Source organism: Erwinia typographi (genome assembly GCF_000773975.1).
GTDB classification, from domain to species: Bacteria; Pseudomonadota; Gammaproteobacteria; order Enterobacterales; family Enterobacteriaceae; genus Erwinia; species Erwinia typographi.
The window spans coordinates 156,140-169,660 of sequence record NZ_JRUQ01000027.1; the positions used below are offsets into that span (position 1 = coordinate 156,140).

Annotated in this window: 12 protein-coding genes and 2 pseudogenes; 5 read left to right on the top strand and 9 right to left on the bottom strand. The window is 42.8% G+C overall.

Features of this window, described 5'->3' with window-relative positions; genetic code table 11:
* Positions 1-445: 445 nt before the first annotated feature.
* The 8 genes from NG99_RS28130 to NG99_RS28150 are packed head-to-tail and all read right to left on the bottom strand — an operon-like array spanning position 446 to position 7,768.
* Positions 446-1,609, bottom strand: a complete 1,164-nt coding sequence (locus NG99_RS28130) for an MFS transporter (RefSeq protein WP_072017562.1) — start codon at positions 1,607-1,609, stop codon at positions 446-448.
* Positions 1,587-2,804, bottom strand: a complete 1,218-nt coding sequence (locus NG99_RS28135) for an ATP-grasp domain-containing protein (protein WP_072017563.1) — start codon at positions 2,802-2,804, stop codon at positions 1,587-1,589. The genes NG99_RS28130 and NG99_RS28135 overlap by 23 nt, the downstream gene beginning before the upstream one ends.
* Positions 2,801-4,042 (bottom strand): ATP-grasp domain-containing protein, encoded by a 1,242-nt coding sequence (locus NG99_RS08035; RefSeq protein WP_034890598.1) that lies wholly within the window; start codon positions 4,040-4,042, stop codon positions 2,801-2,803. The genes NG99_RS28135 and NG99_RS08035 overlap by 4 nt, the downstream gene beginning before the upstream one ends.
* 11 nt (positions 4,043-4,053) lie before the next feature.
* Entirely contained in the window at positions 4,054-4,833 is a 780-nt protein-coding gene (locus NG99_RS08040) for a metallophosphoesterase family protein (RefSeq protein ID WP_034890600.1), read from the bottom strand.
* Between the two features lie 8 nt (positions 4,834-4,841).
* Complete coding sequence (locus NG99_RS08045; RefSeq protein ID WP_034890602.1) at positions 4,842-5,891, bottom strand: hypothetical protein; 1,050 nt, start codon at positions 5,889-5,891, stop codon at positions 4,842-4,844.
* Positions 5,878-6,396, bottom strand: a complete 519-nt coding sequence (locus NG99_RS28140; RefSeq protein WP_072017564.1) for a dCTP deaminase — start codon at positions 6,394-6,396, stop codon at positions 5,878-5,880. Before NG99_RS28140 ends, NG99_RS08045 begins: the two co-directional genes overlap by 14 nt.
* A 21-nt stretch (positions 6,397-6,417) precedes the next feature.
* Complete coding sequence (dcd, locus tag NG99_RS28145) at positions 6,418-6,939, bottom strand: dCTP deaminase (RefSeq protein ID WP_072017565.1); 522 nt, start codon at positions 6,937-6,939, stop codon at positions 6,418-6,420.
* Positions 6,940-6,979: 40 nt separating this feature from the next.
* Positions 6,980-7,768, bottom strand: coding sequence for a class I SAM-dependent methyltransferase (locus tag NG99_RS28150; RefSeq protein ID WP_072017566.1), 789 nt, complete (start codon positions 7,766-7,768; stop codon positions 6,980-6,982).
* A 504-nt stretch (positions 7,769-8,272) separates the two neighbouring features.
* Here NG99_RS28150 and NG99_RS29180 point away from each other — a divergent pair.
* The 4 genes and pseudogenes from NG99_RS29180 to NG99_RS28155 form a co-directional block, all read left to right on the top strand.
* Positions 8,273-9,336 (top strand): IS3 family transposase gene (locus NG99_RS29180; protein WP_157032586.1). Its coding sequence is split into 2 segments (ribosomal slippage): positions 8,273-8,534 and positions 8,534-9,336, totalling 1,065 coding nucleotides; the frame shifts between segments, so codons are not numbered across the junction.
* Positions 9,337-9,520: 184 nt separating this feature from the next.
* Complete coding sequence (locus NG99_RS08065) at positions 9,521-9,982, top strand: hypothetical protein (RefSeq protein ID WP_034890608.1); 462 nt, start codon at positions 9,521-9,523, stop codon at positions 9,980-9,982.
* Positions 9,983-9,995: 13 nt separating this feature from the next.
* Positions 9,996-10,124: pseudogene (locus tag NG99_RS29670) on the top strand (type II toxin-antitoxin system RelE/ParE family toxin); the annotation flags it as partial.
* Positions 10,108-10,328, top strand: a pseudogene (locus tag NG99_RS28155) (helix-turn-helix domain-containing protein); the annotation flags it as partial. The pseudogenes NG99_RS29670 and NG99_RS28155, both read left to right, overlap by 17 nt.
* A 121-nt stretch (positions 10,329-10,449) precedes the next feature.
* Here the strand turns inward: NG99_RS28155 and NG99_RS08070 are convergent.
* On the bottom strand, positions 10,450-11,580 hold the full coding sequence (locus tag NG99_RS08070) for an MFS transporter (RefSeq protein ID WP_034890610.1): 1,131 nt from the start codon (positions 11,578-11,580) through the stop codon (positions 10,450-10,452).
* A gap of 317 nt (positions 11,581-11,897) precedes the next feature.
* Between NG99_RS08070 and NG99_RS08075 the strand changes: the two genes are divergently transcribed.
* Positions 11,898-13,520, top strand: coding sequence for a glycerol-3-phosphate dehydrogenase/oxidase (locus NG99_RS08075; protein ID WP_052130617.1), 1,623 nt, complete (start codon positions 11,898-11,900; stop codon positions 13,518-13,520).
* Position 13,521: the final 1 nt, after the last annotated feature.

Below are 13,521 nucleotides of genomic sequence, written 5' to 3' on the forward strand. Positions count from 1 at the left end.
TTTAAAATCAAGTTCTCCCCGAGTCATCGTAAAACTGGGTTATGAGCATGAAGTTACTTTTTTTCTTTCGGGCTCTAATTCACTATATCCTTGATAAGGAAGAAGAAGTTGAGGGCGCTTATTATGAGGAGCGAGTTAAACATGAGAAAGGAATACTTCTTAATCAGAACTTTATAATAATAAGAAAAGGGAGGAAGCTTAGAATTTAAATAGATCAGGGATATGCAGTGATTTAAATATGGTTAGTATTTAAGTTTATATGGGTTTAATGAATTTTACAAAGGATTTTATTAAGCCATTTAAAATGGTTACAGAATGATTTCGCTCTATAAAAATTCATTTTCATGTTTTTTATAAATATATGTGGAGTCATAATCAACTAAGATTTTTTATTAGCTGATTATGAAGTAAGCAATAGGGGATAAACTCTCGAGAATAGTCTTTATTAGGAAGATAAATAGCGGCGATAATGCCATGCATAGAGTAGAGTAATTATACTGATACCTGAGAAAACTAAAAATGAGATGTGAGTTTCTCTTGTCAATATTACTCCTAAAAAACTGCCAAATCCTTCTCCTAATCCCATAGCAATGGCATTGATAGCTGTTACACTGACCAGCAATTCACCATCTACAGAACCAGCTAAAGTGCTTTGTAAGGTGGGAATCAATAGTAATTCTCCCATAGTCCAGATAAGCAATGAAAAATAGATAGTATGACTAGAAGATGAAAAATGAATGAATAATGAGCCTAAAGCATGCAACAACAACGAAATAATAATAATATGATGTGTTGACAGACAAAACCGCAACGTTATTTTATGAATGGGAGAGGCAAGTATAACAGATAATATTGCATTAAAAGATAAAAGATAGCCAACATCCTTTGTACTACCAAGTTGCTGCTCGACATAAAGAGGTAAAGCTGAGAACAATTGTGAATAGATGGTCCAGCAGAGTAGTGTAAGAATAAAAAGGATAACAATGTTTTTACTTCTAATTTGTTGCTTTAATGCGTGTAACCAAGGTTGCTGAGGAGGTAGTTTAGGCCAGCTAGCCTTAAAAAGCGAAATAAACGCTAACAAAAGCATTATAAGAGCGTTTAAAATAAAAGGAGCTTTTACAGAAACCCCCTCATAAAGGCTGACACAAGCTAATGGTGCAACCATTGAAGCAAGATTTGTAATCACTGATAACTGAACAAATTTTTCCGTCCGTTGTTTGTTATCACGAATAATTCCTGTTAAAGTCCTTAACACCATACTTGTTGAGCCATAAGCAATGCCAAAGCCAAGAATTGCAAAGACAACAAAAATTGTGTTAGTAGTGATAGCAAGGACTAAACAACTAACTGATATTACACTGGCTGATAGCGCGATGACGTAATGAGGGGCAAGCCTGTCAAAGAGAGCTGATACCATTAAACGCGTTAGTTTCGAAGCTATGGAAGTTACCATCATTATGGTAGCCGTTAACATAGCAGAAAGATTTAGTACATTTGTTAAATAAATGCTAATTATAGCCAATAATGAGAACCAGCTACATGAAAAAAAGAAGGCACTTAACGTAATTGCAGACACAAAAGGTTTAATCCACTTCAAATTTAACATGTGTTGTCCCCCAATCAAGTAATTCAAGCAATGCATCTGCACTATTGTGTTTAGCTACCATACACCCAACCCTTTGTGATGATTGAGTAATTAAGTGAATATGATCGTCTTTCTTGACATTAATTTCTGTAAGGATAACATTTGGATGTTCATTCACCTCATCAATGCCTGTAATTGAGCTCAGTTTTCCTGGGGAAGCATGAAAATAACGTATCCCTGCATTATAGATGTGGCCGGGTGAAGTTACATCCGTAATTGGCAATGAATGAAATTGTTTAAATACCGATGTATAAGTTTCAATACCAGTAGCTATTTCAGTCAATAGATGTATGTAGTCACCGCCTGGGCGATTATGAATTTCTCCAATAATGATTGTCTCATCGTGAAGCCAGCATTCAACATGAAAATGGCCAACGGTAAGTTGAGTAGCGCCTAACGCACATTTGACCTGCGCTAAAATATTTTTCTGCAAAGATAATGAAAGCTTTGCAGGAAAAACATGCATATTTTCAACAAAACTATCACCTGGAAAAAGGGATTTACTGGTTATTCCAAAAAAAACAGGTCGTTCTTGATGGAAAAAACCTTCGATACTATATTCATTGCCGGAAATAAATTCTTCGATGAGGAAATTTTTTTGTTGATCGGGTAAGAGTAAAGCAATCGCCAGGGAGAGCTGTTCTTCATTATCTCTTTCAATACGACTTACGCCTTGACTTCCTGCTGCATCAATGGGTTTTATAATAAATGAATCGGTTGCAGATTTTTTCATAAATAATGTAGCTTCTTCGAACGAAGTTACACGCGCTGATAATGGTTGCAACATTCCCGCTTCTCTGAGGCAGTTTCTACAAAGTGATTTATCTCTCACTAAGCTTACAGATTCAGGCGAACTACCCGGTAAAGAAAAAGCCTGATTTAGTTTCGCACAAATTTCTACAGAATACTCTTCGAAAGTGTATATTGCAGCTAAATCATGGCTCTCAGCTAGCTCATTAATGATGAGGTAGGCTGCACTATAACTTTTCTCATTCACTACGCGTTGTTCTACAATTTGATCATAACCAGCATTGAAGAAGGCAATATTATCTGCAGTATCAATCAAAACTGGATGAAGTCCAACTTTTTTTGCCTGAGCAATAGCTCTGGGCCCCTGTCTTAGGGAGGCGCAACCAAATAGAATCAATGTCTTCATTCGATATGAAACCTTATTTCAGAAGCTGCTTTTTCAAGTGTTTGAGCAACTATATCATAATTCTTATGAGTGGCTATAATTACGCCAAGTCTGAAATCATTATAGTTATTAGGGGGTAATAGAATCTTGTGGCCCGGTTGGAAGTGTAGATAAATATGTTTGATAAGTGGGTTGTTCAATATGTATTCAAAGTTTGCACAGCCCCTATATACTCCGGATTTATGTGCAAATAAATATTTAACGCCGATGTACTCAGTTATCGCTGGGTTTGGCAACGGTGAAAGGTCTTGACATACCCTCAAATAGTTTTTTAGATGTTGGTTTTGTGTGGCATACTGTAATAAGTGAGTGGAAATGTAACCCCCGGCAGGACGGGCAGCACATTCAATAAATTTAAAGCCTTGATTGTTGTATTTCCCTTCAAGATGAAAATTGCTAGCTTGAATATTTAATAATCCAATGATTTCTCTAGCATTCTTACAGATATCTTGTTGTTGATGTGAGGGCAGTGCTGAGGGGAAAATATGGCGATGCTCAATAAAATTTTCGGCATCGGATTCGTAATCAGTAATGCCTGTAATGTAGATGTTTCCACGGTGAACATATCCATCTACACTAAATTCAGGACCGTCGATATATTCTTCAATGATCCATTCACTACCGAAACGTTCAAACACTGCATCGAATTCAGGACGGGTTATTTTATTTAGCTCTGAACAAGCATCGATTAAATGCTCCATTTTGTTAATTTTAAAAATGCCCTTAGAACCTGATCCAGAAGCTGGTTTTAAGATGAGCGGAAAACCAATCTCTAAAGCTGCATTTTGAGCGGACTCTAACGATGATACGCATTTCCATTTAGGTAGAAGATTACTTTGTTGATGCAAACGCTGCTTCATAGATACCTTATCCCGGCAGCACCTAACATCTTCCTGAGCCATTCCAGGCAACCCAAGCGATTTACACAACAAGTTGCGTAAAGGTACGTCAGTTTCAGACCAACAAACAATACCTTTAAAATCATAGTTTAAGTGAAGCTTGTTTACAATCGTGATTACTGCTGAGGTATCATGCAAATCGCATTCGACTATCTCACATGCCAGGCTGGAAACCCATATAGGTAATGAGTTGCCCAAAACAACAATTTTGTAGTTTGCCGAAATAGCGGTAGTTAATTCAGCCATACGTTCATGAGGATTTTGACGACCATTAACATATAATAACGTGGTTTGAGCCATAATTACTTCCGTTAAATTGATGACGGTACAGTATGAATTGGGCTATTTAATGCAAAGGTTTCTAACTTTCGACAAACACTGTCATAAATCATTACGCCATTTGCAACTGTGCCCATAGACACTGTTGGACCTGTAACCCAGCAAGGCTGTTTTCCAAGGATGACTTTTTCAAAGTCATAATTTTTTACAGTACCATCTGAGAAAATTTTCATTCCGGGAATGTGATCATTCCCAGAAAAACCATAAATACAATTTTTAGTTGTCATAAATTCGAGATGATTTAATATTTGTTCGAAATATTTCACTTCTGTTGAACTACAGCCAGTTATGTCAGGGGTGGCATAGTGAGAAATCATGACATTGTGAGTAGGGTAACTTTTTATTACATATTCAGGGAGTTCGCTCAGCCAAGTGAGGTTCTCATCATCTAATAATGCAGGGAGTTCATGATCTTCGTATAGATATATTTTGCCTTTACTTAATTTTTTCCTCTCTGCAAATGAGCGCTGATACCAGTCCATAGGAAAATTAAAATCCGCACACTTAGACGGTAATCTCTTTGTTGCAAATAGATCATGGTTTCCCATAACAACGACTGAACAATTTTTACGTATCAATTCCACACAGCGGTTTGCATCTCTAGTACTGAGGTAGCCATAAAAAGGAACTGAATATCCTACAATATCGCCCAAACAAATTATATCATCAACGTTTTGTTCTTCAAAAAGCTTGAGCGCAGCCTCAAGACGTATAATATCTTCATGGATGTCGGAAATGATTCCGGTTAGCATTATTTACCTCAAACTATTTGTGTTTTTTTAGTTAATATTTTATTTATTACATTTTCATTTATGCCTTCAAGCCTTAGCTGCTCATAGTGCTGAATATAATTAACGATGAAATGAGTCATGTAATTACTCCCAAAGAATTTACGTTCATAACGTTCTGCAAGATTTTCCATCTCATCTATGCTTGTATTTGAATGTATGCGTAGATAGGATAGCCCTTGCAGATATCGTCGGAGTACCCTCCCCCGGTTAGTGGCAACGGGTTTAATCTTCATTGAAAGAATTGCAATGCATGAAACTAATGCATCGATTAATAATAACATGTTTGAATCTGGATATTCGACATTCATGCAAGGTGGTAACGCTAAAATAGAACTATCCAAGCCATTTATTCGTGTGACAATAGTTTCAATCCCGAAGGCAGATTCTAATGCAATTTTTTCAGAGAAATGTTCGATGATAATTAGATTACCTATATCACTAAATTCACGGCCATCAATACTTACGGCTAGATTACAGTTTCTTCCGCTAACGTTTTCCATTCCAAAAACATGGCAATAGTAGCTTTTAGGTTGAGAATCAAAATGTAAGGGTACGTTTTGATCACAACTAATAAGTAATTTTTGCAGGTCAATATCTGAACTGGATATATTGAATCTGTAATCTATGCCTTTTAAATATTTTAATTTCTTAGCAAAATCCAGTGTGGAAGATACAATTTCTCTCTGGTAATCAATACTACATATCGCTCCTACGCTTTCAAATAAAGAAGACCACTTAGGATATTCTCCTTTTGATAATAATTCACTGTTTTGGGTACGAAGACATCTTTGTCGAGTAAAATAGCGATAATTTTTTTCATTAAATTTTAAAAGATATTTGAATGTGCTAATTGTTGAACCAGTAAAAAGAGTCGAATCGTCTCGACTTGGCACTAGTGCATCTGGTGCATGAAAATCAAATGATTTATTTTTAAAGCATTCTGCAAAGACATCTGCTATTAGCTCTTTATCCTGCTGTAAATTCAACGCAGATGTTTTCCATTTATTAGGTTGCAGCATATTTCAGTCCCTTATTAATGCATGATTCATGAGGTTCGTTAAATGACGAGTATCCACCACGATATAATCCTATGTCTCCGTGATTTAACCAAAATGAAATTTGGCCTATTTTCATTCCTGGATAAAGTCTGAACGGCTTAGCACATACTAATTCTAAGGTCCATCTATGACATGAGCCTGTATGTCCTAAATTGGCAGAAACTTGCAGCCATAAACCAAGACGACCTAATGAGCTTCTTCCTATCAAGGACATAGCAAAAGTATCACTGCCTAGAATTTCGAGGGTGTGCCCGAGATATGTACAGCCAGGTTGCATCACATAGCCATTTTCTGGCATATGAATAAATTCAAAAAGCATTTCATTCTTATGCTGATATGGTATACCCAGCTTAGGTCCTAAACGATAGTTGTAACTGTTAGGGTTCAACTGATTATCGCAGAAAGGTGAAATTGTAATTTCACCTTTCTGCAATCGGCGATTAATTTCATTTCCAGTCAAGATCATGAGGTCACCATTAAGAAAAAACTAAGCAATAAAATCACGATGAACTTTTGAAGGTGCAGGGCCTTTTGAACCCTGATATTTTCCCTCATATAATGTGATATCACCCATAGGTTTCCAAAACGAAACCTGACCTACTTTCATGCCTGGAAAAATTCTTATCGGCAGAGTACTATAAAGTTGAAATGTCACGCAACCAAACGAACCGATATCAATCAAATCTGCTGTGATGTGGACAAATAAACCTAGTCTTGCAATTCCCGATTTCGCATGAATAATAGGGACATAATTCTGACTACCAATCTTTTCACAACTATGACCTAATAAAAAATCGCCTTGTTGAAGAACAATACCCTGTTCATCACATTCAATTGTCTCATATTCATTTTTAATACGTGGATCAAGAACCTCTCCTGTATACCGAATAAACTGACTGCCCAGCGTAAGGTCATATGAGTTAGTTGTGACATGTTCCTTGTTATAAGGCTCAATAGTAATTTGGCAATTAGCAACATTTTCGCTTATTGCTTTTCCGGTCAATATCATAATAAGTGTCCATTAAGGTATTCAGAATTTTCCCCAAAAATTAACGGCGAACGCAGATCGCTACGTATTCTGAACCAAAATATTCATTAGGATCAGATGCGCCTGGAGCAGATGTCACCCATGAAGGATGCTCATAGAGATAAATTTCTTCAATACGAAAAAATGGCTCAAGTAATGCTGCGGTGTTTCCCGCGTTAAGAAACGTATGCACTAATCCTTTTTCAGGCCCACTTTCTGGAATATAAGAGACATCTGGATCAACTTCTTTCCCTTTTTTCCAGTCTGATGCTCGCTCAGAAGAAAAAGTTACAAAAAATAGGCCGCCTGGTTTAGTGGTACGGGCTACCTCAAAAATTACTTTCTTCACATCTTGAAGTGTGGAATGGTTTATTACAGCTCGAGATATTGTAACGTCAAATGTATTGTTTTCAAACGGAAGTTCAGTCATAGGACAAAGATGTAAGTCTGCATGCTGCTCGCGCTTTATTAATTCATTACGTGTATGATTTATAGCATTTTCTGATAAATCGCTACCAGTAACGTCAAATCCACGTTCAGTAAAGTAATAAACATGACGTCCACCACCGCAACCTAAGTCATGTAGTTTTTTACCTGTTAAGGTGAAACGATTACGTAATGCATTAGAGGGGTTAACAATATATTTTTGATAAAAATCAACAACTTCATCTGCTGGATTCATCAGGATCCATTTAGGTGAGCCGAATAAATCATGCCAAGTATTTTTTTCAATTATACTTTGTAGGTCTCGATTATATTCGATTTCACCTAGTAATTCATTCTCTTTCCAGACTGGGTTAATAATCGGCATAATTCATCCTTATTTTTAACGTTAATGTAATACACATGATATGAGTCTAAAGACCCTAACAGGTTAAACATAAAACATGACTTTTACTCATGAGTCAACTTGTATGAATTTCGACCAAAATGATTAATTTAACTATAAAAATTGAGTTTGTGAAATTTAATTCTGATTTTTATGTTTTTTATGACCAAAAATCCTATTCAAGCAAACGATTGCGTAAAGTTAGTGGTATAATATTAATGTTTTATAATGTAATTAAGTGTTTCATTAAGTTAATGGCTCTTTGTGTGGCATTTTCAAATTTGCTTTATTTAGGTTTATTGGGAATTTCACAATTAAATATAAATTAAGAAATAAATATAGTTCTCAATATGACTTTCAAAAGCTGTGCGTTTTAACATATGCATAGAAACACTTTTTGAAGGTTATGACCCTGACCCGAAATCCTGCTCCATTCAGAAACAGAATTCCGGCATGATAATGACTCCCTGAACGGAGGTTGTGCCGATGAAAAAGTCACGATTCACCGAAGAGCAGATTGTCTTTGCCCTGAAGCAGGCTGAACTGGGGACGTCCGTGCCGGACGTCTGCCGCAAGCTGGGCATCTCCGACGCCACGTTTTACACCTGGCGTAAGAAATACGGCGGAATTTCCCCGTCTGAACTCAAACATATGCGCCAGTTGGAAGAGGAAAACTTGCGCCTGAAGAAGCTGGTTGCCGATCTGAGCCTCGACAAGGCCATGCTGCAGGACGTGCTGGCAAAAAAGAGCTGACGCTGGCACGCCTGCGCGAGTGGGTCAGGGATTTGCAGGTCCGCTACGGTGCCAGTGAGAGACAGGTCTGTTTTGCGCTGCGGGTCAGCCGCAGCTCGTTTCACTATCGTTCTGTGGCCCCCGACGACAGCGCACTGCGGCTGCGCATCCGTGAGATCACCGAAACCCGGGTGCATTACGGTTACCGCCGGGTACATGTGATGCTCAGGCGGGAAGGCTGGCGTGATAACCACAAAAGGATTTACCGGCTTTACAGCGAACAGGGGCTGTCGCTGCGCCTCAAACGGCCACGCCGCAATAAATCCGCACAGCGCCGACAACCGCAACCTCAGGGGCTGTATCCGAATCACGTTTGGGGCATGGACTTTGTCTCTGATGCGCTGTTTGACGGAAGGCGATTGCGTCTGCTGGCGGTAATCGATTTGTTCACACATGAATGCCTGGGAATTTGCGTGGGCCAGAGTTTACGTTCAACAGAAGTGGCAGAAATGCTGAACAGCATCGCGCTCAGACGGCCCTTACCTCAGTTGCTGAAAACCGATATTGGTTCTGAATTTGCAGGGAAAATGCTGGACAGGTGGATGTATGAAAGGGGTATCCGCATTGACTTCTCACGCCCGGGAACACCGACGGACAATGCGACCGTGGAGTCCTTCAACGGCAGGTTAAGGCAGGAATGTCTGAACGAGAACTGGTTCATGTCCCTGGAGGATGCCCGGTGCAAAATCGAGGCCTGGCGCATACACTATAACCAGAGTCGTCCCCATTCTGCACTGGGCTGGATGACCCCCATCTGAATTCGCCGAGAAATCTGCCGGTTGCCAGAATATGCAACCAACATGAGGCCGGTTATTCCTGATTATGACTGGAGCATATTCGGGGTAAGGGTCATGGTCCAGGAGCACCTGTTTGTGTTCTTATCGGTGGATTCATCGGTGGTGCGCTTGCCGCATGGGAAATGGGATATTTTTGGAGATAATCATGCAACAGCTCAGCACATTATCCTTAGTCGAACATTCCAGGCAAACAGAGTTCTCGCAGGCACGTTCAAAGGTTTATTTGGACGATAAGCCATCAGGAATGATTGTTCCTGGAAAGGTACTGGAAGCGGCTTTCAGGGTTGATGAAGATAGATGTTTGCTCTTTACCACCGATGACGTTCTGTTTGAAGAATCGCTGACTATTGCTTTGATAAGTCGTGAGCAAGGTGTTATAGAGGTTGCCCATCTTGGAGGGGAATACTCTTCGGGTACATTTGAAAATGCCTCTACAGATAGAGAGAGTGTTCATTTTCAGTTCATTGACGACGTCAGATGGACAATAAAAATTTCTAAGTCACCTCATTTACGCATTCCTTTCCTGTCTGATCCGCGCGGCGTGAAACGTTCCTCTGGATTAAAAACACATATGACTTTTTTGACATATCCGATGTCAGAAGTGTGAAATGACAATAGTTATTGATAATCGTGAACTGGCTGGATTCCGCGAATTAGTAAAGCACTATGCTGCACTTGCTGATGAAAAGATTACGGCACTGATTAAGAGTAAAGAGCTGGTGGAGATTTGCCATGACTGCAAAAAGTAAATTCAAGAGTCCTGCATTTGAGGCCATCCACAGCGCGGTTGCTGGATCATTCAGCGTTGATGCCATCCCCCAGGAAACGATGCGCAACTCTGATAAAGCTGCCTTAATAACGTGGACGATCTGCAACCTGTTGAGATTAAGGCGCTGCGCGAGAAGCTAAACGTCAGTCAGCCAGTTTTTGCCAGCTACCTTAATACCCGTGTGTAGCCATTAGCATACTGAATATGTCGATGCTATAAACATGTCACGCCATCATGTTTATTACCGCAAGCCCAAATGCGCTGGCTCACCAGCGCATCGGCCAAACGTTCAGCTGGTCAGGCCATTATGAAACCGATGACGCCCTTGATAGCGCGGACTCGCGTAAAACATACAGCCCGCACAGCGCAATCAATCCGCTGTAGGCGGCCAGCAACCAGAAGGGCATCAGCGGCGGCATGGCCGTCACTAGTTGCCCAACGATCAACGGACCGGTCACCCCGCCAGCCAGCGCGGCCATCACAATAATTGAGCCGGTTCTGGCATCTTTCCCCATCCGATAAGAGCCAAAAACAAAAAAGTTGGGGAAGAGACTGCCGATGAAGAACCCCGCCAGTGGATAAGTAAGGGTAGGGGCAATGTTAAAACCGGCACAGACCAGCAGCAGCGCCCCTCCGGTAAACCCGGCTATCAGCATCGGCGCCGCAGGAAGCCGCTGGCCGACCAGGCTTAATGTAATTCGCCCGGAAAGGAAAAAGACAAAAAATAGCGATAAAGCACTCGCCGCCGCGTTATCGGAATACCCTCCGCCCAGCAAGATCACCGGCCCAAGGCCAATCAGACAGGCTTCTATCGCCGTTCCGGAAGCCCCGATAAACAGCGTGGGGAAGGAAATTTTTCCACGGTGAATTTCTTGCGCGGTGGTTTGTTCGCTATGCGTCCGGGGAAAGAAGAAAGAGAGCAGAAAGGGGAGCACCAGTCCTGCGGCCAGGATGCCAAAACAAAGCTCGGGGTTGCGCGCCAGCGCGACAAACACTAACGGCGCAACAATCGCCCCGCCGCCAAACAGCGCATTCACCAGGCTGACCAGCGACGGTCCCGCTTTTTCAAACGACTGCATCAGACGCGAGTTAACCAGCGCCAGGCTGGCGCCGTAACCGGCACCGAATGTCAGTGAGCCGATAAGCGTTAAAATCCAGCTCAGTTGCAGCGCCATCAGGCCAGCGCCAATGATTAACAGGCCGAATGCCACGCGCGTCCAGTCGCGTTTACCGGCTAGAAACAACGCCACGACGCCAATCAGCGCCCCGACCCATTGCGCAGTCACCGCCATACTGGCAGAGGCCACCGAGAGTTTAAATGCGGTACGAAACTCTGGCAGTGAAGGTCCCATCAATGACTGCCCGGCCCCCATCAGGATGAAGGCAATGATGCTCCCTGCCAGCAGCAGGCCATTTTTCCTGTTTACGTTATTCATCTCTTACTCCTCACCCCTGATCGCAGGGTCACCCATAGTGATAATCGTGAATGAATGAAAACTCCTTCACTTCGCAGTAACACTTAACGAAGGAAGCTGTTTTATTTTTTTAAGAAACAACAAATTAAAAACTTCGCCTCGATATCTCTTGTTCCCATTTCCGTTACATATCCATACCTTTTCGCAACATCATTGTTGACATATGTATATCATGCATGACATATGTAAAAGACAGGCAGCATTTAATTTGATCGTTTCGTGAGGCAGATCGCATGTTCAGCACAGAAGGAAATTCCCCAAATGCGCAGAGAAAGGAAATGTGGGAAAAGCTGCGCACAACGCTTGCGCCAGAAGTTTTGATTATTGGCGGCGGGGTAAATGGTATCGGTCTGTTAAGAGATTTGGCGCTGAACAATGTGTCAGCGACGCTGATAGACAGCGGAGATTTTTGCTCGGGCGCCAGTAGCGCTTCCAGCCGCATGGCGCATGGCGGTTTACGTTATCTCGAAGGCCGTGAGTTTGATCTGGTTCGTGAATCAGCGCGTGAACGCAATATGTTATTGCATGACGCCGCTCACCTGGTGAAACCGCTGGAAGTCGTCGTGCCGGTCAGGCACTGGATAAAAGGGCTGCCACGGACTGCATTACGTTTCTTTGGCTTATCCGACAAATCGGGGCCGCTGAGTTTTGTCGCCCTGAAAAGCGGCTTACTGGCTTATGAGCGCTTTGGCGCGATACGTCGGGCGCTCCCGCATCATAATGTCGCCATCAGACGGTCGCAGTTTCCTGCCGGTCTGCCTCGTCCGGTGCGTTCCGTCATCAGTTACTACGACGGTCAGATTGTGGGGCCGGAAGCGCTGATGTTTGAGATGTTGAGCAGCGCAGTACAGCAGGAAAACGTCGCGGCGATCAACCATATCAGCTGGCGCTATAGCGCGCCTGGCAAGGTTGAAATTACCAACACGCAGTGCAACGACAGCGTCGTGCTGACGCCAAAGATTATTGTTAACGCAGCCGGTTCCGCCATTGATAAGGTTAATCAACAGCTGGGCCTGGAGACGCACTACGTCCGTGGCGTGAAAGGCGCGCACCTGGTATTACGCCATCCGGCGTTGCAGCAGCGTATGGCCGGACGTTCGTTTTATTTCGATGACGGGCACGGTCGCATGGTGGTGTCATTACCGGTGGAGGAGGTCATTTTAATCGGGACAACCGAAGTGGAAACTGAGGACCCCGGCGATCGTCAGGTTTCATCCAGTGAGGTCGATTATCTGCTCAATGCCCTGAATAGCCTGTTTGACGACATTCGCATTCAGCCGGAACATATTGTGGCGGTCACCAGCGGTATCCGTCCTTTGCAGGCCAGCGAAGGTAGCGCCACGCAGGCGGCGCGTGACCATGCTCTGCAACAAAACCGGGCAGGTGAAACGCCGGTGCTTTCGCTGGTCGGCGGGAAATGGACAACCTTCCGCGCGTTTGCCGAACTGGCGGCCAACACCGTGCTGCAACAGCTAAAGCACCCCCGCCAGATGACCACGCTGGGGCTGAGCTATCCGGGTGCCGGAGAACTGAATCTGACTGAACTGGCTGACAGCTGCGGGCTGCCGTTAGCTCGCGTCCGGCAACTTTATACACGCTATGGCACCCTGGCTAAAGAGGTGGCCGACTTCTGCGGTTTGCAGACAGACCGGCCGCTGACGCAGGCGGAAAGCTATTCACAACGCGAAATAATCTGGTTAACGCAACGGCGCATGGCGCTATCGCTGGAAGATATGATCCTGCGCCGTACCAATATCGTGATGACCGGGCAACTGACGGAAACCACGCTGGCAGACATTGCACGCGTGATGGCGCAGACGCTGGGTTACGACGAAAGCTGGGCTGAGACGCAGACGACAAACTGCGCGGCCGATCCCCGTATTATCTGGAATGGAAGATAAT

Coding starts and splice junctions, on each gene's coding strand:
- NG99_RS28150 (WP_072017566.1), bottom strand. CDS start 7,768: ATGCCGATTATTAACCCAGTCTGGAAAGAGAATGAATTACTAGGTGAA.
- NG99_RS28140 (WP_072017564.1), bottom strand. CDS start 6,396: ATGATCTTGACTGGAAATGAAATTAATCGCCGATTGCAGAAAGGTGAA.
- dcd (WP_072017565.1), bottom strand. CDS start 6,939: ATGATATTGACCGGAAAAGCAATAAGCGAAAATGTTGCTAATTGCCAA.
- NG99_RS08075 (WP_052130617.1), top strand. CDS start 11,898: ATGTGGGAAAAGCTGCGCACAACGCTTGCGCCAGAAGTTTTGATTATT.
- NG99_RS28135 (WP_072017563.1), bottom strand. CDS start 2,804: ATGAAGACATTGATTCTATTTGGTTGCGCCTCCCTAAGACAGGGGCCC.
- NG99_RS08045 (WP_034890602.1), bottom strand. CDS start 5,891: ATGCTGCAACCTAATAAATGGAAAACATCTGCGTTGAATTTACAGCAG.
- NG99_RS08065 (WP_034890608.1), top strand. CDS start 9,521: ATGCAACAGCTCAGCACATTATCCTTAGTCGAACATTCCAGGCAAACA.
- NG99_RS08070 (WP_034890610.1), bottom strand. CDS start 11,580: ATGAATAACGTAAACAGGAAAAATGGCCTGCTGCTGGCAGGGAGCATC.
- NG99_RS08035 (WP_034890598.1), bottom strand. CDS start 4,042: ATGGCTCAAACCACGTTATTATATGTTAATGGTCGTCAAAATCCTCAT.
- NG99_RS08040 (WP_034890600.1), bottom strand. CDS start 4,833: ATGCTAACCGGAATCATTTCCGACATCCATGAAGATATTATACGTCTT.
- NG99_RS28130 (WP_072017562.1), bottom strand. CDS start 1,609: ATGTTAAATTTGAAGTGGATTAAACCTTTTGTGTCTGCAATTACGTTA.